This is a genomic window from Chitinimonas koreensis, from assembly GCF_014353015.1.
Classification (GTDB): Bacteria; Pseudomonadota; Gammaproteobacteria; order Burkholderiales; family Chitinimonadaceae; genus Chitinimonas; species Chitinimonas koreensis.
Genome location: NZ_CP060704.1, coordinates 2,158,402 through 2,182,364, shown reverse-complemented (window position 1 = coordinate 2,182,364; position 23,963 = coordinate 2,158,402). Strand labels below are relative to the sequence as shown.

Sequence of the window (23,963 nt, the reverse complement as noted above, 5' to 3'; positions counted from 1 at the left end):
CTCCGCAGGAATACGGAGGGCGTCGTCGTTACGTCCGGCGCGTCGGGCGCCGATGGGCGCCGCTCAGTTCCGCTGCGCCGCCACCCGCATGATCTTCATGGTGTTGGTGCCGCCCATCTTCCCCACGGTATCGCCCACCGTCACCACGATCAGGTCGCCCGGCACCACCAGGCCCTGTTCGAGCAGCTTGAGCTCGGCCGAGGCCAGCAGCGATTTCTGGTCGCAGTCGTGCGCCAGCGTCATCGGGTAGACGTCGCGGAACAGGCTGAGCCGGCGGTAGGCGCCGACTTCGGGCGTCATCGCGTAGATCGGCACGCCGCAGTTGATCCGGCTGGTCCACAGCGCGGTCGCGCCGGTCTGGGTCAGCGCCACGATGGCCTTCACCTTGAGGTGGATGGCGGTGAACAGCGCCGCCATGGCGATCGACTGGTCGACGCGGGTGAATTCGCGGTTGAGGAAATCGCGGTCGAGCTGGTAGTCCGACGACTTTTCCGCCTCGAGGCAGACGCGCGCCATCGCCTCGACCGTCTCGACCGGGTATTTGCCGGCCGCGGTCTCGGCCGACAGCATCACCGCGTCGGTGCCGTCGAGCACCGCGTTGGCGACGTCGCTGACCTCGGCGCGCGTCGGCACCGGGCTGGTGATCATCGATTCCATCATCTGGGTAGCGGTGATGGTCAGCTTGTTCTTCTCGCGGGCGAGCCGAATCATCCGCTTCTGCAAGGCCGGCACCGCCGCGTCGCCGACTTCGACCGCCAGGTCGCCGCGCGCCACCATGATCACGTCGGACGATTCGATCAGTTCTTCCAGGTTGGCGATCGCCTCGGTGCGCTCGATCTTGGCCACCACCTGGGCACGGCTGCCGGCCGCCTGGATCAGCGTGCGCGCCATGTACATGTCGGCGCTGCTCTTGGGGAAGCTGACCGCCACGTAGTCGGCCTCGAGCCTGGCCGCCACCTTGATGTCGTCCATGTCCTTGGCCGTCAGTGCCGGCGCCGACAGGCCGCCGCCCTGGCGGTTGATTCCCTTGTTGTTCGACAGCACGCCGCCTACCCGCACCCGGGTGATGATCTCGGCGCCCTGCACGCTCTCGACGTCGAGCACGATGCGGCCGTCGTCGAGCAGCAGCACGTTGCCGCTGTTCACGTCGCGCGGCAGTTCCTTGTAGTCGAGGCCGACGCGCTCGTCGTTGCCGAGCTCGCAGGCGGCGTCGAGGATGAACAGCTGGCCCGGCTCGAGCGTGACCTTGTTCTTCTCGAACTTGCCGACGCGGATCTTGGGGCCCTGCAGGTCGACCATGATGGCGACCGGCAGGCCGAGGCGGGCCGCCGCCTCGCGCACCATCTGGGCACGGCCGATATGGTCGTCGGCCTTGCCGTGGGAGAAGTTGAGACGGACGACGTTGACGCCGGCGGCGATGAGCCGCGTGAGCACTTCGGGTTCGCTGGTGGCGGGTCCGAGCGTGGCGACGATCTTGGTGCTGCGTTGCATGGCGGGGCACTCCTCGGCTTGGGTGGGGTAAGGCAGGCCGGTGCCGCGGACTCGGCTGCCTGGGTATCCGGCTTGATACCGGTTATGTGTAGTAATTCTACAAGCCTGTCCCGATGTAATCCGCAGCGATGTGACTACGAGAACCGCTTCGCCATGCGCTGGTGGGCGATGCCGGCCTCGACGAATGGCTCGCCCTCGGGCTGGAAACCCTGCTTGCGCCAGAAGCCGACCGCGTTGGCCTCGGCCGCCAGCCGCAGCTCGTGCCAGCCCAGCGCGCGCGCCTCGGCGAGGCAGGCCGCCACCAGCTTCGCGCCGGCGCCGCGGCCGCGCCAGTCGGACCGCACCGCCACGCGGCCCAGCGTGCCGGCCGGCAGGAGCCGCGCCGCCGCCACCGGCCGGCCCCAGCGATCCCAGCCGACCAGGTGATGCGCATCCGCGTCCGCCGCGTCGCGCTCGAATTCGGCCGGCACGCCGAGCTCGCGCTGGAATACCTCGGCGCGCAGCGCGAAGGCGTCGCGGGCCAGCCGTGCCGGCAGGCGGCGGATCGCCAGCTCGTCGGACGAGGGCGGTGCCGCGGCGTCCTCGACGATGACGACCTCGCAGCCGGCCTCGACCCGGTCGAACAGTTCGAGCAGGTCGGCATCGGCCAGCCGGATGCAGCCGCGCGAGCCGGCCGGCCCAGCTCGGCCAGCGCATGGGTGCCGTGCAGGTAGACGTAGCGGCGCATGGTGTCGACCGCGCCGAAGCGGTTGTAGTACGGCTGGGTGCCGCACAGCCAGAGGATGCGGCTGAGGATCCAGTCGCGGCCCGGCGCTGCCGCATGGGCTTCGGGGCTCCAGGTCTCGCGGCTGGGCCGGCGGCCGACCAGCACCGTGCCGGCCGGGAGGCCGGCGCCGATGCGGGCGCGGATCACGTGGCGGCCGCGCGGCGTGCGGTAGCTGCCCATCTGCTCGCCGGCGCCGGCCGCGCCGGTGGAGACGCGGCAGCGCTGCAGCACGGCGTCGCCGTCGAACAGGGTGAGGGTCTGGCTGGCGAGGTCGACGACGATGCGGCGGGACATGACGGGCTCCTGGAAGCGTCGGGGAACGGCGGCCCCGGCGGAAGGCCGGCGACCTTACCCCGACGCGCCCGGCAGCGCCATAGGCGGCGGCTAACCATCGCCGTGGCCACGGCATTTTGCAGGGGCGGCTTCAGCCGCGAATGACAATCGTGGCCGGCTCGACGATTCGCGGCCGAAGCCGCGCCTGCGAAAACCATGCGGGCCGAAACCGGCCGGGCCGATCGCCAGCGCCGTGGCTAGTCCACCGTGCCGCCCTCGCCCGCCGCCGCGCGCGCCGCCTTGGCCGCGCGGCGCCGTTCGGCGAAGAAATCGCGCAGCAGCTGGCCGGCCTCGTCGGCCAGCACGCCGCCGACCACCTCGGTCTGGTGATTGAGCTGGCCGTAGCCGAACAGGTCGAACACGCCGCCGGCCGCACCGGTCTTGGGATCGGCGGCGGCGTACACCACCCGCGCCAGCCGCGCGTGCAGGATCGCGCCGGCGCACATGGCGCAAGGCTCCAGCGTCACGTACAGCTCGCAGCCCGGCAGCCGGTAGTTGCCCAGCGCCGCCGCGGCCGCGCGCAGCGCGCGCATCTCGGCATGGGCCGACGGGTCCGACAGGCCGATCGGCTGGTTGAAGCCGCTGGCCAGCACCCTGCCCTCGCGGACCAGCACCGCGCCGACCGGCACCTCGCCGGCCGCACCGGCGCGCGCCGCTTCGGCCAGGGCAAGACGCATGAAATCGCTGTGATCAGACATGGGGTGCAATTGTTTGGAAGATAACTCATCACCAGGGGCTGTCGCGAAGCCGCCGTGATTGTATGCAATGGTCGAGCCCGCCGCTTACGAGCGCAGCGAGGCCCCTCGCGGCGGCGAGGGCGGGGGAAGCAGGAAGAGATCGGACGAGCCGGTGGCGGAGATTTCGCGGTCGGCAAGCGCCCGGCTTTGCCGGGTGCCTGAACTGCGGACTGCGTTCATCGCAATGGGGCCAAGCCCATACCGGCTCTACCGCGAAGCGGCCAGCGCCTTCTCGAAGGCGCTCGACTGGATCAGCGTGCGCGCCTCCGGCTCGCCCTTGGCCAGCCCGCTCTCGCGCATGAAGCGCAGTACCGCGCGGACATGGTACTCGAGCCCGCCGAGCTGGCCGTGGCGCTTGACGCCCTCGGCCACGCTGGGGAATTTGACGCTGTTGAACATGTCCATCGCCGCCGCGTCGCCGTCGGCCAGCGTGGCGGCGTAGATCTTGGGATCGAGCGCGCCGCGGTAGTCGGCCCACTTGAAGTTGCCGCTGCGCACCCAGCTCACCGCCTTGAGCCAGCCCTTGTAGAACTTCACCCACTGGTCCTCGGGGATGGCGGCCAGCGCGCTCTTGCTGGCGGCGAAGCCGACCGTGACCATGCCCGGATAGGTCGCGCTGTCGGCCACCACGGTGCCCTCGCGCCGCGCCGCGTTGGCGGCGGGGTCGGACAGCACCACCATGGTCGGCTGGCCCTTGCGGAAGCCGGCCAGCTGCTTGTCGGCCGGGCCTTCCTGCAGCTTGACGTCGGACAGCTGCATGCCCTTGGCGTTGAGGTAGCGGCCCAGCAGGAACAGCGCGCCGACTTGCTCGGCGCCGATGCCGACCGCCTGGCCCTTCTGCACATCGCCGGCGCGGCTGACGATCTTGACGCTGCCGTTGGAGGCGTGGGTCTCGGCGGTCAGCTTGATCGACGCCCCGCCCATCGCCCAGCCGACGAAATTGCCGGTCAGGTCGCCGGCCAGGTCGATGTCGCCCTCGGTCAGCGCCTTGGCCTGAGCCGCGCTGTCGTTGAACGGGGTGAGCTGGACCTCGATGCCCAGCTCCTTCCAGAAGCCCTGCGCCTGCGCCACGTCGAGCGGCGAAAAACCGATGTCGGGCAGGTAGCCGACCCGGATCGGCTTGGCCTCGGCCAGGCCGATAGCGCATGCCAGCATGGCGACCACTGCGATACAACGCCGAATCACATTCCACTGCATAGTGGTTTTCTCCCTTCGCCTCGTTATCGTGACCGGTCGTCCATCGGCGGCGCCAAGGCGCCGGCCGGGCCGCGACCGCTATGCGGAGATTACATTGGCATCCCGTGCCCGGCCAGCGCACGGCGCCTGCTGTGGCGCCTGAACGCCAGTCCCGGTGCGGCTTTCGCGACATTCCCAGCGGGGCCGCAAGCACGACCGTATCGCCGCATGATGACGGGCCGACGGCATTTATCCAACGCAAGAATATATTGCACCCGCCCGCCGGTACGGCAAAACGGATAAGCGGTTACTTATGATGAAGCGCCCCGATACCGGTCCGGCCAGGCCTTGCGCCGGCCGGGAGCGGCCCGGGACCGCCGCCATTGAACGGCAGCGGCGCCGGCCGCGCCATTGGGGCTAGCGCCATCAGGGCTATGCGTAGCCCAGCATCTCGCGCGCATGGCGGCGCGTGGTATCGGTGATGTCGACGCCGCCGAGCATGCGGGCGATCTCCTCGACCCGGCCGGCCTCGTCGAGCGCGGCGATGCTGCTGACGATGCGTTCGGCGGTCTGCACCTTGCTGACCTGGTACTGGCGGTCGCCGCTGGCCGCCACCTGCGGCAGGTGGGTGACGCACAGCACCTGGTGGCGTTCGCCGAGCTTCTTCAAGAGCTTGCCGACGATCTCGGCGACGCGGCCGCCGATGCCGACGTCGACCTCGTCGAAGATCAGCGTGGGCACCGCCGCCACCTGGCTGGTCACCACCTGCAGCGCCAGGCTGATGCGCGACAGTTCGCCGCCGGACGCCACGCGGGCCAGCGAGCGCGCCGGCGCCGACGCGTGCGGCGCCACCTGGAACTCGACCTGCTCGAGACCGAAAGCCGCCGGCGCGTCGAGCGGCAGCAGCGCGATCTCGAACCGGCTGCCGGCCATCGCCATCGCCTGCATCTCGCCGCTGACCGCCCGGCCGAGCGCCTCGGCCGCCTTGCGGCGCGCGCGGCCGAGCTGGCCGGCGAGCTTGCGGTAGCTCGCTTCGGCCGACTTCACCGCGGCCTCGAGCGACTCGATGCCCTCGTCGCCGCCGAGCTCGTCCAGCCGCGCCTGCCAGCCGGCCAGCTTGTCGGCCAGCTGATCGGGTTCGATGCGGTATTTGCGCGCCAGCCGGTAGATGTCGTCCATGCGCCGCTCGACCTCGCCGAGCCGGGCCGGATCGAGCTCGACCCGGTCGGCGTAGTGGCGCAGCGCGTGCACCGCTTCGGACAGGTTCGCGTCGGCCGCGGCCAGCAGTTCGACCACCTCGTTCAGGCCGGTGTCGTGGCGCGCCAGGTCGGCCAGCCGCGACTGCACGGCGGCCAGCGCCGACTGCGCGCTGGGCTCGTCGTCGCTGAGCGCCGCCAGCGCCTGGCGGCCGCCTTCGATCAGGCTGGCGGCGTGGCTGAGCCGGCCGTGCTCGTTCTGCAGCTCGGCCCATTCGGCCGGCGCCGGCCGCAGCGCGGCCAGCTCCTCGATCTGCCACTGCAGCCGCTCGCGTTCGGCGGCGTATTCGCCGGCATGGCGGCTGGCCTGGGCCAGCTTGTCCTCGGCGGCCTTCCAGGCCTGGAAGGCCGCCCTGACCCGCCGCGCCGGCTCGGCCTGGCCGGCGTAGGCGTCGAGCAGCTCGCGCTGCGCCTCGGCCCGCATCAGCGACTGGTGGGCATGCTGGCCGTGGATGTCGACCAGCGTCTCGCCGATCTCGCGCAGCTGCGCCAGCGTGGCCGGCCGGCCGTTGACGAAGGCGCGCGAGCGGCCGCCGGCATCGAGCGTGCGGCGCAGCAGCAGCACCTCGTCGTCGCCATCAAGCGCCCAGTCCCGCAGCCGCTGCGCCAGCGCGTCGCGGCCGGCCAGCGCGAACTCGGCCGACAGCTCGGTGCGCTCGGCGCCATGCCGCACCACGCCGGCCTCGGCCCGCTGGCCGAGCAGCAGCGACAGCGCATCGATCAGGATGGACTTGCCGGCGCCGGTCTCGCCGCTGAGGACAGTGAAACCGGGACCGAAGCTCAGGTCGAGCTCGTCGACGATGACGAAATCGCGCAGGTGGAGGGACAGCAGCATGGCCTGGGAAGGAGGGTGAAAATCAGCGCAGCACTTTACCGGATTCGCGGCGGATGACGGATGGCGCGTGCGGGATGGCGGCGGGTCCGTCGGCAATCCGCCACCGCGAAAGATGCCCGTAGGAGCGGCTTCAGCCGCGAATCGTCGTTCGTATCACATCCAGCATTCGCGGCTGAAGCCGCTCCTACGGGGTGCTGACGAGCGCCAGCGAGCCCCCTCTGGACCACCCGGTGAAGTCGACTTCACCGAGGCCCGGTGGCGGCGGGGGAGTAGGAATGAATCAAGGGGCGCCGCTGCCCGAGCCCGCTCGAAACGCAAGCCCCCGGCTTTGCCGGGGGCCTGTACCGAACGCAGAGCGATCGCCAGGGCAATCAGGTCAGAATAGGCGCTCCCCCCAGTGGAGCTTGTGCCGCAGCATGTCGTAGTAGTTGTACCCGACCGGATGCAGGATGCGCAGCGAATTGCGGTAGCGCTTGATGGTGACGCGGTCCATCTCGCGGATGTCGAAGTGCGACTGGCCGTCGAAGTGCACCTTCACCTCCGAGCCGCGGGTGAGCATGAACTCGACCGTGGAAGCGTCGTTCACCGCGATCGGCCGCGCACTCATGGTCTGCGGGCAGATCGGCACCAGCGCGATGGCCGGCACGGTGGGATGCAGGATCGGCCCGCCCGAGGCCAGCGAGTAGGCGGTCGAGCCGGTCGGGGTGCTGACGATCAGGCCATCCGAGCGCTGGCTGTAGACGAACTGGTCGTCGATGAAGATCTCGAACTCGATCATCGAGCCGAGCGAGCCGCGGCTGAACACCACGTCGTTGAAGGCCAGCGCGCCGTGCACCTCGCGCTCGTCGCGGATCACCTTGGCCGCCAGCAGCATGCGCTCCTCGGGCACGAAATCGCCGTCGAGGATGCGCGGGATCACCGTCTCGATGTCGTGGTTGGCGATGTCGGTCATGAAGCCGAGCCGGCCCTGGTTGATGCCGACCAGCGGGATGCGGTACGGCGCCACCAGCCGCGCGATCGACAGCATGGTGCCGTCGCCGCCGAGCACGATCACCAGGTCGGCGACCTTGCCGACCTGCTCGGGCGGCACGATCTGCACGTCGGCGATCGGATGTTCGCCGGCGGTGTCGGCATCGAGGATGATCGCGCAGTCGAGCGCCCGCAGCAGCGTAGCCAGGCGGCGCAGCGGATCGCCGATGTTCGGGCTGTTGCGCCGGGCGACCAGCGCGACTTTCTTGAAGAGCGTGCTCATGGCGGCGATTTAACCACAGGCCGGCGCGCGCCGTTAGGCCCGCTCCGCGGAACAGCGGCGGGCATCACGGCAGCCCGTCGCCGGCCAGCCGCCGCTTGCGCTCGTCGGTGAAATCCCACCACGGCCGCGCCGGCCCGCCGTCCATGAAGGAGGTCACCGACATGAAGACATCGATCACGCAGGGGTCGTGGCGCTGGCCGGTCAGGTCGCACAGCTGCCAGTAGAGTTCGAACGGATCGCGGCCGGCCAGCTGGGCCGGCCGGTCGACGCCGAGCAGGCGCAAATCCTCGGCCGAGGCTTTACCGATATTGGGCAGGTCGGTCAGGTTTTCGAGGTGGGCGCGGTCGACTTTGTGCGGGCTCATGATGTATTGGAAACCGATGAAGCGGCAGAGGCGGGTAGAACCGCGCCTTTGAGCCCGATTGCCCGTGCGCGATTCAAGCGCATAGAGAAAGCAAGCATTAGCAGGAGCGCGGCAAGAACGAGCGCAACCATGATCCAACCCTGCCACCGCGGCGCATTGACCCGGCCGGATAGCACCAGCCAGCCCATATAACCCTCCACGCCCGCTAGCAGTAAGCAAACTATCTGTACGATAGCGATTGCGGCAGCTTGTATGCCGAAGATGCCTGTGCTCACTAAAGGGGGAATTCTCTCTCGCACGCTCCACAAGCGGCAGGCAGGGCTATCGGCACCCAGCATGAACTGCCTAGCTTCACCAATAATGGCATCGTAAGCCGCCAATACGAATCCGATCCGGGCGATATTGGCCAAAATGAAGAAAGAAAACCCAAAGAGCAGAAGACAAAAAACCGATGTAGCGCCGATAAAATGCGTTGGATCAAATCTTCCAGCATCTTTGATCAAAGTTACGAGAAAACCTGCAGCGGTAAGCACCACAGTGGCGAAGAAGGATAGATATTTAGTCCGAGTCTCTTCGAGGTGTCGATAGTGCGACCATGCCTGGGCCATCTCGGCCAGCAAGTATTTTTCGGTCAGTTCCGCTAAGCCAGCTTCAGTGGGTTCTCGCATCACTGCCAAATCGTCGACTTCCTGATAGGAAACTACCACCCGGTGCAGCAAGCCGGAACTCTATTCCGAGCCTGTGCCTGTCGAAGTATAAGCAGAGACTATGGCGGATTCCGAAGTCTCTGCCGAAATAGCTCCGCCGATTTCAATGCGACATCAGCACCGGCACCGTCATCGAATCGAGCAGCACCTGGGTGGTGCCGCCGAGGATGCGTTCGAGCAGCCGCGAATGGCCATAGGCGCCCATCACCAGCAGGTCGACCTCGAGGTCGGCCGCGCTCGACAGCAGCACGCTGCCGGCGTCGACGCCGAACACGGTCTGGTTCAGCACCTCGGCGTGCACGCCGTGGCGGGCCAGGTAGAGCGCGATGTCGGAGCCCGGCGCCTGGCCGTGGCTGCCCGGCTCGCTGTCGGCATTGACCACCAGCACGATCACCCGGCTGGCGCGCTGCAGCAGCGGCAGCGCGTCGGTCAGCGCGCGCGTCGCCTCGGGCCGGCCGTTCCAGGCCAGCAGCACGCGCTGGCCCAGGCTGGCGAAATCGCCCGAATGCGGCAGCACCAGCACCGGCCGGCCGGCGCCGAGCGCGACCGAGCCGGCGAAGCCGGGCGGCAGGCCGTCGACCGGTCGCGACGGATCGTCCTGGCCCAGCACCACCAGGTCGTGGTAGCGCGCGTTGAGGCTGATCGCGTCGACCGGATCGCCGATCTGGCTGCGCCATTCGTACTGGACCGCGTCCTGGCGCTGCACCTGGCGCTCGAACGTCGCGCGGGCGCGCTCGGCCAGGCCCTGCAGGTGTTCCTCCAGCATCGGGTAGATGTCGACGCTGGCCACGCCGTCGAGGCCGAACGGCAGCGCCGGCCGCGGCGCGACGAACAGGCCGGTCAGGTGGGCATCGAACCGGCGCGCCAGCGCGATGGCGTGGTCGATGCGGACGATGGAGCGCGCGTCGCTGCCGACGTGCACCAGGATGTTCTTGTAAGCCATGATCGCTTCCTCCGGGTGGGTTGATGTCCACCTTGTACGCGTCATGGCGGGGAGCGCCCTTGATCGGGATCAAGGTCGTGGTTCGTGCGCGGCGGGCAGGTCGGGCGCGGCGAAGCGCGATCGCACGGCAACGGCGCCCGGCGGATTCCGCTGCGCTCGGCGGGTCTGGGGAACGGCGCGGACGCCGTACCTCATTCGGCCGGCAGGGTCGCCAGCGCCTGCGCCAGCTCGGCCGCCAGCCGGTCGAGATTGGCGCCGTGGGCCGCGATCAGCGCCGCCTCGCCGCCATCGGCGCACGGCTGGCGCGCCTCGGTGCGGCCATCGGCGAGTCGCTTGCCCAGGCCGTCGGCGATGCTCCACAGCACGTCGAGCGAGGCCATCGCCGGCGTCGATTCGAAGCGGCGCACGTCGAGCGCGATGCGCCGCGTCGCGCCGGCAGCGGCCGCCTGGCGCAAGGTGGCGACCGGCGCCGCCAGCCGGCGGCCGAGCCGCTCGGCCAGCGCGTCGGCGATCTCGGCGTCGAGCGGCTGGATCCAGCGCCGCTGCTCGTAGACCTCGAGCCGCTCGCCCAGCCGCATCACCAGCTGCGGCCGGCGCAGCGATTCGGGCAGCGTCAGCGGCCCGAGCGCCACCCGCTGCAAAGCGGGGGGCTGCAAAGCGGGGCGGCGTGGCGCGGGGGCTGGCCGGCGGACGGCGGCACGGCGGGAAGCGGCGGCGCGGCCGCCTGCGTCGCCGGCACCGGTGCGTCGTCCGGCATCAAGGTGTAGAAGCGCTCGCGCGGCGGCGTGCCGCAGGCGGCCAGCACGAGGGCCAGGCCGCAGGCGGCCAGGGCGGCGGCTTTCATTTCGGGTCCTCCGGCTTGCCGCGCAGCAGCGATTCGGGATGGCGCTCGAGGTAATCGGTCAGGTTGCGCAGCGAATCGGCGGCGCGCTTCACCTCGCCCAGCGTGCCGCGCAGGTCCTGCTGCAGCGGCGCGTCCTGCGCCAGCACCCGCTCGGCCGACTGCAGCGTGCGCTCGGCCTGCTGCAGCGCGGCGGCGGCCGGCGGCGCCAGGTCGCGGTCGAGCCGGCGGATCAGGCCGCCGGCGTCCTTGATCGCGCCGTCGAGGTCGCCCAGCGCGCGGCGCAGCTCGCCGGCCAGCTCCTCGAACGGGATGCGCTCGACCTTCTTGACGATATTGGCGACCGAATCCTGCAACTGGCCCAGGCTGCCCGGCGTCGACGGCAGCACCCAGGGCGTGCCCGAGCGGTCGACCGCGGCGGCCGGCGCCTTGGGAAAGAAGTCGAGCGCGACGTGCATCTGGCCGGTCAAGAGGTTGCCGCTGCGCAACTGGGCGCGCAGGCCCTTGGCCACCATGTCGTCGAGCAAGGCCGCGCCGTCCTCGCCGCCGGGCAGCGTGCCGCGTGCCTGGGCGTGCAGCCGCTCGGGGTAGAGCGCGATCTCGACCGGGAAGCGGTAGCGCCGGCGCGCCGCATCGTATTCGAGGCCGAACGACCTGACCTCGCCCAACGGCAGCCCGCGCAGGTCGATCGGCGCGCCGACCGACAACCCGCGCAGCGATTCCTCGAAATAGACGCGATAGCGCTGCGCCGCGCGGTCCGGGTCCTTCATCGCCAGCACGCGGTCATCGGCCAGCTGGAACACGGTGTTCTCCTTGACCTGCGGCCCGGTCGGCTGGGCCGGCGGCGCCTCGAAGGCGATGCCGCCGGCGACGATGGTGGCGAGCGACTGGGTGTCGACCTTGAAGCCGGTGGCGTCGAGCGTGACGTCGAGCCCGCTGGCCTGCCAGAAGCGCACGTTGCTGGTGACGTAGCGCTGGTAGGGGCGTTGATGAACACCTGCACGGTGATGCCCTGCCCGTCCTGGTCGAGCGCGTAGGCGACGACATGGCCGACCTCGATGCGGCGGTAGTAGACCGGCGAGCCGATGTCGAGCGAACCGAGCTGCTCGCTGCGCAGGATGTACTGGCGGCCCGGCAGGCCGGCAGTGACCACCGGCGGCACTTCGGCGCCTTCGAATTCGCGCCGCTCGTTGGCCGACTTGCCGACGTCCATGCCGATGTAGGAGCCCGACAGCAGCGTGCTCAGGCCCGAGATGCTGCCGACCGCCACCCGCGGCCGCACCACCCAGAAGCGGGTGTCGTCGACCAGCATGGCGGCGGCGTCGCGGTCGATCTCGGCGTGCACCAGCACCCGGCTGCGGTCGGCCGACAGTTCGAGCCGCTTGACCAGGCCGATGTCGACGTTCTTGTACTTGATGCGGGTCTTGCCGACCTCGATGCCCTCGGCCGACTGGAAGCGGATCACCACCTCCGGCCCGCGCGCCAGCCAGGCCTGCAGCGCCAGCCAGCCGCCGATGGCGGCCGCCACCAAGGGCAGCACCCAGACCAGGTGCAGCGTGAGCCGGCCCTGGCGCGCCGGCACGGCCTCGGGGATCTCGGGCGGCAGCGGCGGCGGAGCGGCTTCAGCCATGGCGCGCGTCTCCATCGCCGATCGGGGTGGCCGGCCCCGCCGGTTCTTCCGCCAGCGGCATCGAATCCCAGATCAGGCGCGGGTCGAAGCTCTGCGAGGCGAGCATGGTGCACACCACCACCGCGCCGAAGGCGGCCGCGCCGGGTCCGGCCGCCACGGTGGCGAAGCCCTGCACCTGCACCAGCCCGGCCAGCAGGGTGACGACGTAGATGTCGAGCATCGACCAGCGGCCGACGAACTCGAGCAGCCGATACAGCTTGAGCCGCTGCATCGGCTGCCAGCGCAGGCCGCGGTGCACGGCCAGCAGGAGCAGCAGCAGCGCCAGCATCTTGAGCAGCGGCACCACGATGCTGGCGACGAACACCAGCGCGCCGAGCGGCCAGGAGCCGCTGGTCCACAGATAGGCCACGCCGCTCAGGATGGTGTCGTCCTGGTCGCCGGTGAAGGCGCCGGTATGCATCACCGGCAGCAGGTTGGCCGGCAGGTAGCAGCCGGCGGCGGTGAGCAGGAAGGCCCAGCAGCGCGACAGGCTGGCCGGCTTGCGCAGGTGCAACCGGCTGCCGCAGCGCGGGCAGCGGCCGTGGCCGCCGGGCAATCGCGCCAAGAGGCCGCAGACGCGGCAGCCGGCCAAGCCGTGGCGGGCGGCGACCGGTCCGCTCAGCATGGCGCCTGCTCCAGCGCGGCCCAGACGTCGTCGGCGCGGAAGCTGGTGAACATGGCGGCCAGCACCGGCAGCATGGCGGCCAGCGACCACAGCGCCGGCCCCGGATGGACGCTGGCGTAGCCGGCCAGCTTGACCGCCGCCACCAGGGTGCCGAGCAGGAACACTTCGATCATGCCCCAGGGCCGCAGCAGGTGGACCAGCCGCAGCGTGATCCGCGCGCCGGGCGCCGCCCGGCCCAGCGCCAGCGGCAGGAACAGCCACAGCAGTGCGGCCAGCATGGCGCCCGGCGCCACGATGGCGGTGAGCAGCACCGCGCCGGCCACCGCGTGCTCGCCCTGCTGCCACAGCGCCAGCACCGCGCCGGGCAGGCTGACCGCGCTGCGCACGCCCTGCAGTTCCATGCCGACGATGGGAAAGCCGTTGCCGATCATGAACAGGATGACCGCGGTGAGCAGCAGCGCCAGCGTGCGGCCGATGCTGCCGGGGCTGCGGTTGCATAGTTCGGCGCCGCAGCGGCCGCAGCGCTGCAACTGCGGGCCGGCATCGCAGCGCACCTGCTGCAGCAGGTCGCAGTCCGGGCAAGCCATCAGCTGCCGCGCGGGCGGCGGGCAGGTTGCGGCGACAGGGGACGGCTGGCTCACGGCAGGCGCCTCGCGTAGGGGGTTGATCAGCAGGCGAGCGGCGCCAGCCATAAGGGGACTTCCAGAAACCTCGAATCCTGACACTTCGCTCATCGCAACCCGTTGATTTTTCGTTGCGCAGGATTCCGAAAGTAGGTTTCTGGAAGTGCCCATAAGTTCCGGCACGGCGGCCGAATACGGCTCAGGCTGCTGCGGTCAGTGATCAGCGTAGACGAATTCCCCGCTTGACCGCCGAGGCGACGGCACATGCATGGAAACGGGACCGCACGCATACCGGCGCGATTGTCCATCGCATTTCGTCTTGGCTGGTCGCGGCGCCGCCTAGTCCGTCGCATCGCTATTGCATCGGCCCGTATCGACGGCGAATGATTGAAGCCCATAAGAAGACCAAGAAGGATGCGCCGGCAATGATAAATGAATGACCTCCAGCACGGCCTAAGCCAACTCCAGCGAGAAGCGATCCATTCCGGCCGATCGGCGACCCGGGAGGATGAGTCGTCCGTATCGCCGCGATAGGTATCCCTGCATTCAATTGAATTGAATTGAATTGATCAAGATCGATCGACATCGATCCAGGTGCCGCTTTTTTCAAAAACAATAGATGAAAGAAAAACCATGGCTCACTCCAAATTGGAAAACCTGTTTTCCGTCGATATTGCCCATACGCTCCACGGCGGCATGCCGGAACGCTTCGCCGATCTCGATGCAGCGCTCCTGCTGCGGGAATTGAATCCAAACGATCCAGCGGCCAAGGGCGGTCTCCTCTTCAACCTGTTCGACCATGTCGGCGTGGCGCTGGACACCCGCCGTGCGCAATCGGACCGGAACGGCGGTAGTTGGTATGGTGAGCAGGCAGGCGATCACGCACTGCTGGCCATATCCGGACTCGCCGGCAGTGCCGGGCCACTGGTATCGGGCAGCGCGGTGATCGATGGCCTCCGCTACGCACTCGCACCGGCAGGCCCTGGCCGGGTGCGGATCCGGGCGCTCGACCGGGCCGCCGGCCCGGCCGAATGCAAGACCTGCCATGCGCCGTCGGCCGGTTTTCGCCTGCCCGATACCCTGCGTTTTCGGCGTGTGCCGCAGCAAGCCGTTTCTTATGAGCAGGGTGAAGAAGCGGAGGCCGTGGCCAATATCAAGGTACTCGCCATTTATTCGCCGCGTACCGCCGATGCCGTCGGGAAAAACGCATGGGGCGGCTCGACCCTGAGCGGCAAGCAAAAGATCGAATTGCTGATGCATGAAGCCAAGATGGCGACGGACACGGCTTTTGCGAATTCGAATATCGCTGCCACCGTCGAGATCGTCTGCCACTCGCTCGATCTGGCCGAACTCGACGGCATGGACGTCGAGAAGGCCATGCAAGCGGTGATAGACGCGGACGAAAAGAAAAATATCTCCGCCGCAGCCATCGTACAGCTGCGGCGGCAGGAAAAGGCGCATTGCGTCGCCATCCTGCTGTCGGAAAACCGGACCTCGATAGGCGGACTGGCCTTCCTGCCCCAGCCCCCGACAGCGATACGGATTCGCTGACGTCGGCGCTGATGACGATCGCACTGTTGGATTCGAAAGGGGATTCCCAGGTCGGCGGTTCCCCCAACGCCGTGTTCAGCCATGAGCTGGGGCATCTGCTGGGGGCATGGCATGACCGGCAGACCACCAGCTCGCGCAACGGTTCGGTACTCGTCGATGCAAGCTATGGCTGGGCGCGCGGTTACCGACTTCAGGGTGCGGGCGACGAGGTGGTGACCGTGATGGGGTACGGCACGCCCATCCTGCACTATTCCTCCCCGGAGATTCGCTACGGAGGCCATCCGACCGGCGTCGCGGTCGGGCAGTTGTTCGAGGCGGACACCGCCAGGCTGTTGCGGCTGACCACCAAGGTGGTCGCCCGGCGCTACGCCGCCGATGGCGGCGATCATGTCGACCTGAAGCTGGAGGTCGGCGCATCGCGTAGCACCAGGCTCCTGGCCGGCCGGATCATTCCGGACGAATTGGGCCCCCATGCCGCGAACGGCAAGGTGACGCTGACGGCGGTGCCGTTCGCCGACCGCAGCACGTTCGGCCGCTGGATCATCGACGGCGACGAGAAATCGGCCACGACCGAACCTACGGTCACGCTGACCATGGACCGGGCGCACACGGCGAAAGCCCATTTCGAGATGCTGCCGGCCAAGCAGGGCAGCGTGACGCTCCAGATCGTGCCGCCCGAGGCCGTGACCCGCGGCGTCAGGGTACGCTGCCATCTCGCGGACGGGCCTGAAGACCGGACGCTGGAGCCGGGTGGGCGCTGGGATGGGATCGAACGCGGCACCGACGTGGAATTAGCCCAGCTCGCCGGCGCGGCGACAAGCGACGGCTATGCCAGCCTCGGCTGGCAACTCGACGGCCGGCCGCTTGCCGAGGCAGACGGCTGCTTCAGAAGTTCGGGCGAAGACCAGGTCATCGCCGCCCGCTTCATCCGGCTGGAATTCGACGCGGTGCCGTTCAACTGGGGAGAGGTCAGGTATTCGCCGGCAGGCACCCCCAGCCTGTACATCCTCCCCTCGATCGACGGCTGCGAAGTCGAGTATTGGACGGTCAACGGCACGCGGCTCGCGACGACGGAGCAGACACTCCATCTCGACCAGCTCGAAAGCTATGCCGGCAAGGGCCTGTGCGTGGTCCTGGCGCATCTGCGCAAGCGCGGTGAACCGGCCCCGGTCGATCTCGTCAAGCTGGATGGCAAGGTCACGCCGCCCGGATCGGCCGTGGTATGGGCCGACTCGATGAACCGGGTCGAACCCGTCCCCACCTCCGGCCGATGGTTCGTCAAGGGCAGCCGGATCGGCTTCGGGATCGCGGAGATCAAGGCCAACTACATCCTCAAGGCCTGGCACACCAGTCCGCCGATGGCGCTGGGGCTCGGTGCCCTGGTCATGTACGAGATCGATCAGTCCATGAGCGTCGAGGCCGAACTGGTCATCGCGAGCCTGACCCAGGTCGAGGGCACCGATGCGGACCGGCAGTGGGCGGCCGTCGGGCAGCGTTTCGTCAAGCGCATCGCAGTGCAGCTGTGGGAAGGCGGAGCGAGAAGCAGGAAGCCGCTGCCCCTTCCGGGCAAGGACATCGAGTGCGTGCTGACCGGCGATACCGGCAGCTATTTCCACGATACGGAGCACCCCGCCAAGCAAAGCAAGCGATTCACCGGCCAGTTCGACGGCAACGGCCGCACGATCCTGCCGCCCATCGTCGCCGGCCCGGTCGCGGGCGCCGTCGGCATCCGGGCGTATATCCTCGAAAACGACCTGGTGGAAATCCAGCTGACGGCGCATGTGCTCGAGCCGGACCCGGCCGCCCGGGCCAATGAGGCGGATTCGCCCAACCATGCGTTCACGGCCAAGGTGACGGAAGCGTTGCCGGACATGGGCGAATTCATCATCCACATGAACGGCACGCCGGTGGGCGGCATCCAGGCCACGCTGACGCTGAACAAGGCGGTGGGCAACGCCCCTGTCGCGCTGGGCGACACGCAATCGCCGCACTTCCTGATCGCCGGCGAAGAAGCGGTCCGGTACCAGGTCGTTTCCCGCAGCGACGAAGGTCATGTCGGCACCGTCGGGATTCCGCCGATCGTGGCCGGCAGCCAGCCGGGCGACTACTGGGTGCGCCTGGAAGTCGACAAGCAGCAGGTCAAGGATGCGTTCGAAGTGATCGGCGCGCACAAGCTGACGGTGACCGGCGGCGGCGAGACCCGGCGCCGCTAAGGTCGCCGAGGCGGAGGGCGGCTTCGGCCGCGAACGGCACCCGGGCAGCCATGACCGATCAGGATCGATCAGGATCGATCGATCTCGACCCGGGTGCCGTCTTTTCTTTTCAACCGACAAGAAGAAGAAAGGTTTTGCCCACCTCGCGGTTGGCTGGCGGAGCTACACGCCAGCCTGCCAGCTAGGCCTTCCTTACAAACTCGGATTTCAGTTGCATCGCGCCAAAGCCCTCGATCTTGCAATCGATATCATGGTCACCCTCGACCAGCCGGATGTTCTTGACCTTGGTTCCCACCTTCAGCGTCGATGACGCGCCTTTGACCTTCAAGTCCTTGATGACCACCACGGTGTCGCCATCCTGGAGCACGTTCCCGTTCGAGTCGCGGACAAGCCTGACCTCGGCGGCGACCTCGGCCGGCGCGTCACGCGGCCATTCGTGCGCGCATTCCGGGCAGACGTACAGATCGCCATCCTCGTAGGTCAAGCTGGATCCGCATCGCGGACAGTCGGGGTATGTCATGGGGGCCTCTCTTGAGTGAATGGGATGGTCGCCAGATCAGATCAGCACGTGGCGCACGCGACGCATGAAGGCTTCGATGTCCGCCTCCAGCGCCGACGCGACGGGCGCCTCCGGCGCGCAGCCATTGGGGCAGCGCAGGCGCGGCGTCGTGCCGAAGAGCCGGCATATCAGGGGACGATCCGGATAGACGGTGCAACCGTCCTTGCCCAGGTAAGGGCAGGACCAGGACCGCTCGGCGCGGGCGCGCCGCATGGCGCTCACCTCCGGCAACCTCGCCACTTCGGTCGTCGAGGCCAATACCGGCCCGCAGCAGTCATGGCAGCCCGGCTGGCAGGCGAAGGTCGGTATGCGCGACCGGTAGAAACGTATCCGCTCGCTATGCATCGGCGGCAATCCAGCGTACCAGCAGGATCAAGCCGCCAATCAGCATCAGCGCGGCGGCGATCCCGCCCATCACGAAATGCTTGAGCGTCAAACCCTGGTCAGGGTTCCGGTAGTGCTTGCCACGCCCAATGCCGGTGAACATGCACAGCACGGTCATGAAGGCTCGAGCGGTTCGGCGGAGGTGATGCGTCAATGTGGGCATGGGAAGGCCTGAGCGGGAGGAACGGGTCAATATCATCGCGCCGGCGTTCATCTGCGCCGCCGCGCGATCGCCGCCAGGTCGTCCAGCACCGGCATGACCGCCAGCAGCGCCAATCCCAAGGCCAATGGGACGGTGGCGATGAAGCCGAATTGCTTGAAGCCCACGGCGCCGGTCACGCCCCCGGCGGTGAAGTTCAGCAACAGCAGGCCATGGAGCCTCAGCTTGGCGCGATTGGCGCGGACTGCCTGCAAGCCAGGCCCGGTGCGACGGTTGAAATACAGGAGCTTGCCCAGCTCGATGCCGATGTCCGTGACGATGCCGGTGATGTGCGTGGTCCGTATCGTGGCTCCGGATATCTTGGTGATCACGGCATTCTGCAAACCCATGATGAAGCAGAGCAACAGGACGGTCATGGGCGCCACCAGGTCTCGTACGGTGGCGAGATAACTCCCGGCCACGCCGAACAGCAGGAGCAACAGCGCCTCGAGCAGCAGGCTGAGCGCATATTTGCTCTGAAGCCGCCGTCGGCTGGCCCAGTTGGTCAGCAACGCGGTCGTGGCCGCCCCAAGGACAAAGGTCACCAGCGACGCGAGCGCCACCGCCGCCATGGACAGTTGTCCCAAGGCCGCCGCGTCGGCCATCAGGGATGCGATGCCCGTCATGTGCGAGGTGTATTGCCCGACTGCCAGGAAACCCCCGGCGTTGGTCGCCCCCGCAACGAAGGCGAGGGCGTAGCCCAGGTGGCGATCCGCGGTGAAATCGCGTTGATGAGTGGTCAGGCGCCTCAAGTACCCGAGCGGCATGTCTGCTTCGTCTCCTGCTGCCTAGGCGGACGAAGCAGGTAGGTCGTCGTTGCGACAGGCTCCGCTCCGGAAATACGAGACCAGCGACGCGGCGACGGGATGGAGGTCGACAGGCATCCTGGCCGCCAGCGCATCGGCACGCCGCGACAGCTGCCGCCAGGCTTGCCGGATAGGCCGGTCTTTCATGGCGAACACCACCACGTTCCAGGAATCCTCGGCCTGGACAACCGCGATCTGGCCCCGGAAGACCCGGTGTATCCGGTCGATGAGGTGTGCCGGCATGCCGTCCCCCGCCGCCAGGTTGACGACCAGGACGCCGCCCGTGCACAGCGCGTCGTGACAGCCTTGATAGAAGGCCCGCGTGCTCAAGGCCGTCGGCAGGCCATGCTCCGTGAATCCGTCCACCAGCAAGGTGTCGTAGCGGTCCCGCATGGATTCGACATGCTCGGCGCCATCGCCTGGCACCACGCGGAAGCGCGCGTCGTCCTTGGGAACGCGGAAGCGATCCCGCAGCGCGATCACGTCGGGGTTGATCTCGACGACGTCCAGGTCGGTTCCCGGCAGATAGCGATAGCAGAATTTCGCCAGGGAGCCGCCGCCCAACCCGATCTGGCACATCCGCGCGGGAGCGGGCTGCAGCAGCAGGAAGCCCATCATCGCCTGGGTGTAGTTGAGCACCAGGAGGTCGGGCGTTTCGAGATTCATCTGACTTTGCACGATGGAGGGCTCGAAATGCAGGCTCAGCGTGCCGTCGAATTCCATCACGAACGGTTTTTCAGGGCGATCGGTCCCCGCCAGTATCCAATCGATGAACCGGGTCACATGGTCGTCCTGGTTCATGCTCAGGTGGCCGGGACACTCAAGTCGGCGACATAGACCGTCACGTCGTCGCCGCGGCGCCAGCCCCGCTCGAGCAGCAGCAGCTCCATATCCGGATTGCCTCGCGGGGACAGGATCAGGGCTTTCTGGATCCCGAACTTCTGCAAGCCGCCCATCGCCCGCCCGAGCAGCAGTTCACCGATGCCTCGCCGCCGGAATGCGGATTCCACCACCAAGTGGTACAGATAGCCGCGCCAAGCGTCGGTACCGCAGAGCACGCAGCCGACGACGCGCGCGGCCTCGTCGCACGCCACCCAGCTCATGAAGGGATTGCGGGCCAGGAAGCGTTTCAGCACGTCCTGCGACGGCAGCTCGCACTGGGCGCCCCCGAAACCCGCGCCGCAAAGCGCGCGGCAGGCCTCCCAATCGCTCGCCGCCATCAAACGCAATTGCACCCCTTTGGCCATCCCGATCCTCATTCTCGCAGTTCATCGCGCGCCTCGACATGTGCGCAGCATGTTAATCATATGATAATGCAAATCACCTGTAAGGCTAAGGGAATGCATCTAGAATGCGCTTAGGCATTGGACGAAAGGCATGCCGTGATCAGCGTTCTTGAAGCCAAACGCGCGGGCCTGTTCGGCAAGGGGAAATGGGCGGGCAACATCGTCGCCGGCCTGATCGTCGGCGTCGTGGCCTTGCCGCTCGCCATGGCCTTCGCCATCGCGTCCGGCGCCCGGCCGGAGCAGGGTATCTACACGGCCATCATCGGCGGCTTGGCGGTCTCCCTGCTCGGCGGCAGCCGTGTCCAGATCGCCGGGCCGACCGGGGCATTCGTCGCCATCCTGTCGGGCATCACCGCGCAGTACGGTATCGAAGGACTCCAGCTGGCCACCCTGATGGCGGGGCTGATGCTGATCGTCATGGGCGCGGTCCGGATGGGCGCCGTCATCCGCTTCATCCCCTCCCCGGTCATCATCGGCTTCACCACCGGCATTGCCGTCATCATCTGGGTGGGCCAATGGAAGGACTTCCTGGGTCTGGCCGGGGTCGGCGGACCGCACTTCCACGATCGCCTGGCCAGCTCCCTGCTGGCGCTGCCCCATCTCCATGTCGGCACCGCAGCCATCGGGGTGCTGAGCCTGATCCTCACGCTGTATTCCAAGCGCGTCCCCGGACTCGGCCAAGTGCCCGGCCCGCTGGTGGCGCTGGTCGTCACCACGCTGTGGCAATGGTGGTTCCCGCTGCCCGGGGTCGCCACCATCGGCAGCGCCTATGGCGGCATCCCCAGCGGCCTGCCCGCATATTCGCCGCCCAGCCTGAACCCGGCGCTGATCATCCAGCTGGTGGGGCCGGCCTTCACCGTCGCCATGCTGGGCGCGATGGAGTCCTTGCTCTCCGCCGTCGTCGCCGACGGCATGACCGGCACCAGGCACGATTCGAATCAGGAATTGATCGGCCAGGGCATCGCCAACGTCATCGTTCCCCTGTTCGGCGGATTCGCGGCGACGGGTGCCATCGCGCGCACGGCCACCTCGATTCGCCATGGCGGCAACAGCCCATTGGCGGGCGTAGCGCATGTGCTGACGCTGACGGTCGTCTTGCTCGTCGCGGCGCCTTACGCGGCCTTCATCCCCCTGGCGACGCTGGCCGCGATCCTGTTCGTGGTGGCGTACAACATGAGCGAGCTGCACCGCTTCAAGCATGTCCTGCTTCACGCTCCGCGCGCGGATGCGGCGATCCTGCTGATCACGTTCGCCTTGACGGTATTGGTCGATCTGGTCGTGGCCGTGAACATCGGAGTCATCCTGGCCATCCTGCACTTCATGCGCCGCATGGTGGAAAGCGTCGAGGTGCAGCACATGACCGGCACCGACCTGAAGCACGAGCTGGCGGAGCTGGGCTGGACCCAGTTGCCCAAGGGGGCGCTGGTCTACGAAATTGCCGGTCCCTTGTTCTTCGGGGCGGTCGGAACCTTCGAACATGCCCTGCTGCGATCGCTGGACGCCCAGGGCGTACTGATCCTGCGGCTCCGCAAGGTTCCCTTCATCGACATGACCGCCCTCCAGAGCCTGGTGGACGTCATCCAGGAGCTGCGGGATAAAGGGGTGACGGTACTGGTCTGCGAGGCCAATCACCGGGTCATGGCCAAGCTCGGGAAGGCTGGGGTGCTCGGCGAGCTAGGCGCCGAAAACTATGTGCAGGACTTCGCCCTGGCGCTGGCGGAAGCGGGCCGCCGCCTGGCGGAATCACCGCCGTTGGCGGCCACCACCACCATCGGCAAGTGGCTGGAAGTCAGCAAGGCCTACTTCGGTCATGCCCGGCATGGCGACCACGACGAGAAGCGAAACTAAGCGCCGCCAGCGAAACCCTTCCGGCGTCGTCGCACGAGCTTGCCGCACCCATGTACCGCCTGCGCTCGCGCGCCTAGCCGGAACCGCTTCGCCGGGTTCCGCCCGCGTCCCTAAGCCCGTTTCGCGGCGGCAGCCTTGCTGGGATAGTCGACGCCATGGGCGGCCAGGTAGTCGCGGATCAACTGCCGGACCACCTGGGACGGCGTCAGATCCTGGGACGCGCAAAGCTCCTCGAACGCCCGCTTCTTGTGCGGGTCGATCAAGATCGTCAGCCGTGCGGTCTTGTTTTCCATGGCGAGCCATCAATATGTGTCTGAAAGTCGCATTATATGTGCGCGCCCTGCTGGCGGCGCGGCCGTGCGGGCGGCCGGTCCGGCCATGCCGCCGGTTTGCGCATGGCGCGACCTGGTCAGCCGATGCCCGATCGCGAGCGGCAGGTAGCGCCGGTCGAACGCGTGCCCGCCACCCGCCCGCTCCCGCCTGACAGCCGGATACGCGCGTGATCGACCCGCGGCAGGTCGGGCGCGCGGTCGAAGCGATCGGCATGCACCGGTTCACGGCGACCGGCCGCGGCGGAGCTCGGCGCCGCGGGCTGGCCGCTCGCCCGGCGCCGCGGCTTCAAGCCCGGCGGCGTTCTCGCCGTCCATCCTGCGCACTGCGGGCGAGGCAAGACCGATGCGCCGCGCCCTACCCCGGCCCCCGCCGCGCCCACTGCCGGTACTCGCGCGGCGTCATGCCGGTGAGCTGGCGGAACTGCTTGGACAGCGCGCTCTGGTCGCAGAAGCCGCAGGCTAGCGCGATGTCGGCGATCGGCTCGTCGGTGTGGGCGAGCCTCGCCGCGGCCGAATCGATGCGGGTCTTGATGATGAATTGGCCGGCCGAGAGCTGGAAGATCTTCTTCATGCGCCGCTCGAAGCGCGCCAGCGACACGCCGGCCAGCTCGGCCAGCGCCTCGACCCGCAACGGTTCGGCGTAGCGCGCCAGCATCAGGTCGACGGTGGCCGCCATCGGCGCGTCGACGATGCCGGCGCGGCTCGGTTCGATCAGGTCGCGCGACAGGCAGGCCAGGCCGACGATGCGGCCCTGGCGGTCGTAGAGCGGGGTCTTGTTGCTCAGGCACCAGCCGGGCTTGCGGTTGTTGAACAGCGTCAGGTCGAGGTTGTCGACCACCGGCTGGCCGGTGCGGAACAGCTGCTCGTCCTGCTCGGCGTAGCGGTCGGCCATGTGTTGCGGAAACAACTCGTGCGCGGTGCGGCCGACCGCCTCGCGCTTGTTCGCCAGGCCGCAGCGGTCGGCACAGGCCTCGGACATGGTGACGTAGCGGCCCTCGCGGTCCTTCACCGAAAAGACCATGTCGGGCATGCGGTCGAACAGCGCTTCGACGAACAGGGGCTGCGCCAGCGCGGCGATGAAATCGTCGCGCCAGGCCTTGAGAACGGGCTCCACGAGAGGCGGCTCCAGGGGTGCTGCCGGACCGGGCAGCGCGGCCGGCGGCGATT

26 protein-coding genes and 1 pseudogene are annotated in these 23,963 nt (G+C 68.3%); 3 read left to right on the top strand and 24 right to left on the bottom strand.

Annotated elements, in window-relative coordinates:
* Window positions 1-63: 63 nt before the first annotated feature.
* The 16 genes and pseudogenes from pyk to H9L41_RS09445 all read right to left on the bottom strand — a co-directional run bounded on the left by pyk (window position 64) and on the right by H9L41_RS09445 (window position 13,636).
* Entirely contained in the window at window positions 64-1,491 is a 1,428-nt protein-coding gene (pyk, locus tag H9L41_RS09515; RefSeq protein WP_028446716.1) for a pyruvate kinase, read from the bottom strand.
* Between the two features lie 134 nt (window positions 1,492-1,625).
* Entirely contained in the window at window positions 1,626-2,264 is a 639-nt protein-coding gene (locus H9L41_RS26115; RefSeq protein ID WP_373282104.1) for a GNAT family N-acetyltransferase, read from the bottom strand.
* Window positions 2,243-2,551 (bottom strand): annotated as a pseudogene (locus H9L41_RS09505) (L,D-transpeptidase family protein); the annotation flags it as partial. The gene H9L41_RS26115 and the pseudogene H9L41_RS09505, both read right to left, overlap by 22 nt.
* Window positions 2,552-2,787: 236 nt before the next feature.
* Window positions 2,788-3,288: a tRNA adenosine(34) deaminase TadA gene (gene tadA, locus H9L41_RS09500; protein ID WP_028446715.1), complete on the bottom strand. Its 501-nt coding sequence runs from the start codon at window positions 3,286-3,288 to the stop codon at window positions 2,788-2,790.
* 246 nt (window positions 3,289-3,534) lie between these two features.
* Window positions 3,535-4,482 (bottom strand): ABC transporter substrate-binding protein, encoded by a 948-nt coding sequence (locus H9L41_RS09495; protein ID WP_028446714.1) that lies wholly within the window; start codon window positions 4,480-4,482, stop codon window positions 3,535-3,537.
* Between the two features lie 453 nt (window positions 4,483-4,935).
* On the bottom strand, window positions 4,936-6,594 hold the full coding sequence (gene recN / locus H9L41_RS09490) for a DNA repair protein RecN (protein WP_028446713.1): 1,659 nt from the start codon (window positions 6,592-6,594) through the stop codon (window positions 4,936-4,938).
* A gap of 376 nt (window positions 6,595-6,970) precedes the next feature.
* Window positions 6,971-7,846, bottom strand: a complete 876-nt coding sequence (locus tag H9L41_RS09485; RefSeq protein WP_028446712.1) for an NAD kinase — start codon at window positions 7,844-7,846, stop codon at window positions 6,971-6,973.
* 64 nt (window positions 7,847-7,910) lie between these two features.
* Entirely contained in the window at window positions 7,911-8,210 is a 300-nt protein-coding gene (locus H9L41_RS09480; protein WP_028446711.1) for a helix-hairpin-helix domain-containing protein, read from the bottom strand.
* On the bottom strand, window positions 8,207-8,929 hold the full coding sequence (locus H9L41_RS09475; RefSeq protein WP_157462013.1) for a hypothetical protein: 723 nt from the start codon (window positions 8,927-8,929) through the stop codon (window positions 8,207-8,209). Before H9L41_RS09475 ends, H9L41_RS09480 begins: the two co-directional genes overlap by 4 nt.
* A 91-nt stretch (window positions 8,930-9,020) precedes the next feature.
* Window positions 9,021-9,860, bottom strand: coding sequence for a universal stress protein (locus H9L41_RS09470; protein ID WP_028446710.1), 840 nt, complete (start codon window positions 9,858-9,860; stop codon window positions 9,021-9,023).
* 191 nt (window positions 9,861-10,051) lie between these two features.
* Window positions 10,052-10,516 carry a PqiC family protein gene (locus tag H9L41_RS09465; protein WP_187523777.1) on the bottom strand — a complete coding sequence of 155 codons (465 nt, stop codon included), beginning with the start codon at window positions 10,514-10,516 and terminating at the stop codon, window positions 10,052-10,054.
* A complete protein-coding gene (locus H9L41_RS09460) occupies window positions 10,474-10,704 on the bottom strand; it encodes a hypothetical protein (protein WP_187523776.1) in 231 nt (76 codons plus the stop codon). Before H9L41_RS09460 ends, H9L41_RS09465 begins: the two co-directional genes overlap by 43 nt.
* The gene (locus H9L41_RS24520; RefSeq protein WP_265584031.1) at window positions 10,701-11,471 is read right to left on the bottom strand and encodes an MlaD family protein; all 771 of its coding nucleotides are present in this window, start codon (window positions 11,469-11,471) and stop codon (window positions 10,701-10,703) included. The genes H9L41_RS09460 and H9L41_RS24520 overlap by 4 nt, the downstream gene beginning before the upstream one ends.
* Entirely contained in the window at window positions 11,468-12,331 is an 864-nt protein-coding gene (locus tag H9L41_RS24515; protein WP_265583978.1) for a PqiB family protein, read from the bottom strand. Before H9L41_RS24515 ends, H9L41_RS24520 begins: the two co-directional genes overlap by 4 nt.
* Complete coding sequence (locus H9L41_RS09450; RefSeq protein ID WP_187523775.1) at window positions 12,324-12,995, bottom strand: paraquat-inducible protein A; 672 nt, start codon at window positions 12,993-12,995, stop codon at window positions 12,324-12,326. The genes H9L41_RS24515 and H9L41_RS09450 overlap by 8 nt, the downstream gene beginning before the upstream one ends.
* The gene (locus H9L41_RS09445; RefSeq protein WP_187523774.1) at window positions 12,989-13,636 is read right to left on the bottom strand and encodes a paraquat-inducible protein A; all 648 of its coding nucleotides are present in this window, start codon (window positions 13,634-13,636) and stop codon (window positions 12,989-12,991) included. Before H9L41_RS09445 ends, H9L41_RS09450 begins: the two co-directional genes overlap by 7 nt.
* A gap of 615 nt (window positions 13,637-14,251) precedes the next feature.
* Between H9L41_RS09445 and H9L41_RS09440 the strand changes: the two genes are divergently transcribed.
* Complete coding sequence (locus tag H9L41_RS09440; RefSeq protein ID WP_187523773.1) at window positions 14,252-15,169, top strand: hypothetical protein; 918 nt, start codon at window positions 14,252-14,254, stop codon at window positions 15,167-15,169.
* 11 nt (window positions 15,170-15,180) lie between these two features.
* A complete protein-coding gene (locus H9L41_RS09435) occupies window positions 15,181-17,382 on the top strand; it encodes a hypothetical protein (RefSeq protein WP_187523772.1) in 2,202 nt (733 codons plus the stop codon).
* Between the two features lie 181 nt (window positions 17,383-17,563).
* On the opposite strand, the gene H9L41_RS09430 is transcribed toward H9L41_RS09435, so the two are convergent.
* The 6 genes from H9L41_RS09430 to H9L41_RS09405 form a co-directional block, all read right to left on the bottom strand.
* Window positions 17,564-17,902, bottom strand: coding sequence for a zinc ribbon domain-containing protein YjdM (locus H9L41_RS09430; protein WP_028446705.1), 339 nt, complete (start codon window positions 17,900-17,902; stop codon window positions 17,564-17,566).
* A gap of 36 nt (window positions 17,903-17,938) precedes the next feature.
* On the bottom strand, window positions 17,939-18,181 hold the full coding sequence (locus H9L41_RS09425; RefSeq protein ID WP_245589227.1) for a zinc/iron-chelating domain-containing protein: 243 nt from the start codon (window positions 18,179-18,181) through the stop codon (window positions 17,939-17,941).
* Between the two features lie 97 nt (window positions 18,182-18,278).
* Window positions 18,279-18,443, bottom strand: a complete 165-nt coding sequence (locus H9L41_RS09420) for a DUF2970 domain-containing protein (RefSeq protein ID WP_169730195.1) — start codon at window positions 18,441-18,443, stop codon at window positions 18,279-18,281.
* A 92-nt stretch (window positions 18,444-18,535) separates the two neighbouring features.
* A complete protein-coding gene (locus H9L41_RS09415; protein ID WP_028446702.1) occupies window positions 18,536-19,291 on the bottom strand; it encodes a YoaK family protein in 756 nt (251 codons plus the stop codon).
* A 21-nt stretch (window positions 19,292-19,312) separates the two neighbouring features.
* The gene (locus tag H9L41_RS09410) at window positions 19,313-20,131 is read right to left on the bottom strand and encodes a spermine/spermidine synthase domain-containing protein (protein ID WP_051319107.1); all 819 of its coding nucleotides are present in this window, start codon (window positions 20,129-20,131) and stop codon (window positions 19,313-19,315) included.
* Window positions 20,132-20,133: 2 nt separating this feature from the next.
* Window positions 20,134-20,577 (bottom strand): GNAT family N-acetyltransferase, encoded by a 444-nt coding sequence (locus H9L41_RS09405; protein WP_169730194.1) that lies wholly within the window; start codon window positions 20,575-20,577, stop codon window positions 20,134-20,136.
* Window positions 20,578-20,712: 135 nt separating this feature from the next.
* On the opposite strand from H9L41_RS09405, the gene H9L41_RS09400 reads away from it, so the two are divergent.
* Complete coding sequence (locus tag H9L41_RS09400) at window positions 20,713-22,464, top strand: SulP family inorganic anion transporter (protein ID WP_084300416.1); 1,752 nt, start codon at window positions 20,713-20,715, stop codon at window positions 22,462-22,464.
* A 110-nt stretch (window positions 22,465-22,574) separates the two neighbouring features.
* Here the strand turns inward: H9L41_RS09400 and H9L41_RS09395 are convergent, their stop codons facing one another.
* Complete coding sequence (locus H9L41_RS09395) at window positions 22,575-22,757, bottom strand: ribbon-helix-helix protein (RefSeq protein WP_028446701.1); 183 nt, start codon at window positions 22,755-22,757, stop codon at window positions 22,575-22,577.
* Window positions 22,758-23,151: 394 nt separating this feature from the next.
* Window positions 23,152-23,910, bottom strand: a complete 759-nt coding sequence (locus H9L41_RS09390; RefSeq protein ID WP_211236883.1) for an AraC family transcriptional regulator — start codon at window positions 23,908-23,910, stop codon at window positions 23,152-23,154.
* Window positions 23,911-23,963 lie beyond the last annotated feature (53 nt).

Bases quoted from the DNA above. Each gene is read 5' to 3' on its own strand.
- H9L41_RS09435 (WP_187523772.1), top strand. From the start codon at position 15,181: ATGACGATCGCACTGTTGGATTCGAAAGGGGATTCCCAGGTCGGCGGT.
- H9L41_RS09450 (WP_187523775.1), bottom strand. From the start codon at position 12,995: ATGCTGAGCGGACCGGTCGCCGCCCGCCACGGCTTGGCCGGCTGCCGC.
- H9L41_RS09410 (WP_051319107.1), bottom strand. From the start codon at position 20,131: ATGAACCAGGACGACCATGTGACCCGGTTCATCGATTGGATACTGGCG.
- H9L41_RS09470 (WP_028446710.1), bottom strand. From the start codon at position 9,860: ATGGCTTACAAGAACATCCTGGTGCACGTCGGCAGCGACGCGCGCTCC.
- H9L41_RS09405 (WP_169730194.1), bottom strand. From the start codon at position 20,577: ATGGCCAAAGGGGTGCAATTGCGTTTGATGGCGGCGAGCGATTGGGAG.
- H9L41_RS24520 (WP_265584031.1), bottom strand. From the start codon at position 11,471: ATGAAGGACCCGGACCGCGCGGCGCAGCGCTATCGCGTCTATTTCGAG.
- H9L41_RS09440 (WP_187523773.1), top strand. From the start codon at position 14,252: ATGGCTCACTCCAAATTGGAAAACCTGTTTTCCGTCGATATTGCCCAT.
- H9L41_RS09420 (WP_169730195.1), bottom strand. From the start codon at position 18,443: ATGACCGTGCTGTGCATGTTCACCGGCATTGGGCGTGGCAAGCACTAC.
- H9L41_RS09485 (WP_028446712.1), bottom strand. From the start codon at position 7,846: ATGAGCACGCTCTTCAAGAAAGTCGCGCTGGTCGCCCGGCGCAACAGC.
- H9L41_RS09415 (WP_028446702.1), bottom strand. From the start codon at position 19,291: ATGCCGCTCGGGTACTTGAGGCGCCTGACCACTCATCAACGCGATTTC.
- H9L41_RS09480 (WP_028446711.1), bottom strand. From the start codon at position 8,210: ATGAGCCCGCACAAAGTCGACCGCGCCCACCTCGAAAACCTGACCGAC.
- H9L41_RS24515 (WP_265583978.1), bottom strand. From the start codon at position 12,331: ATGGCTGAAGCCGCTCCGCCGCCGCTGCCGCCCGAGATCCCCGAGGCC.
- pyk (WP_028446716.1), bottom strand. From the start codon at position 1,491: ATGCAACGCAGCACCAAGATCGTCGCCACGCTCGGACCCGCCACCAGC.
- H9L41_RS09460 (WP_187523776.1), bottom strand. From the start codon at position 10,704: ATGAAAGCCGCCGCCCTGGCCGCCTGCGGCCTGGCCCTCGTGCTGGCC.
- H9L41_RS09395 (WP_028446701.1), bottom strand. From the start codon at position 22,757: ATGGAAAACAAGACCGCACGGCTGACGATCTTGATCGACCCGCACAAG.
- recN (WP_028446713.1), bottom strand. From the start codon at position 6,594: ATGCTGCTGTCCCTCCACCTGCGCGATTTCGTCATCGTCGACGAGCTC.
- H9L41_RS09495 (WP_028446714.1), bottom strand. From the start codon at position 4,482: ATGCTGGCATGCGCTATCGGCCTGGCCGAGGCCAAGCCGATCCGGGTC.
- H9L41_RS09430 (WP_028446705.1), bottom strand. From the start codon at position 17,902: ATGACATACCCCGACTGTCCGCGATGCGGATCCAGCTTGACCTACGAG.
- tadA (WP_028446715.1), bottom strand. From the start codon at position 3,288: ATGTCTGATCACAGCGATTTCATGCGTCTTGCCCTGGCCGAAGCGGCG.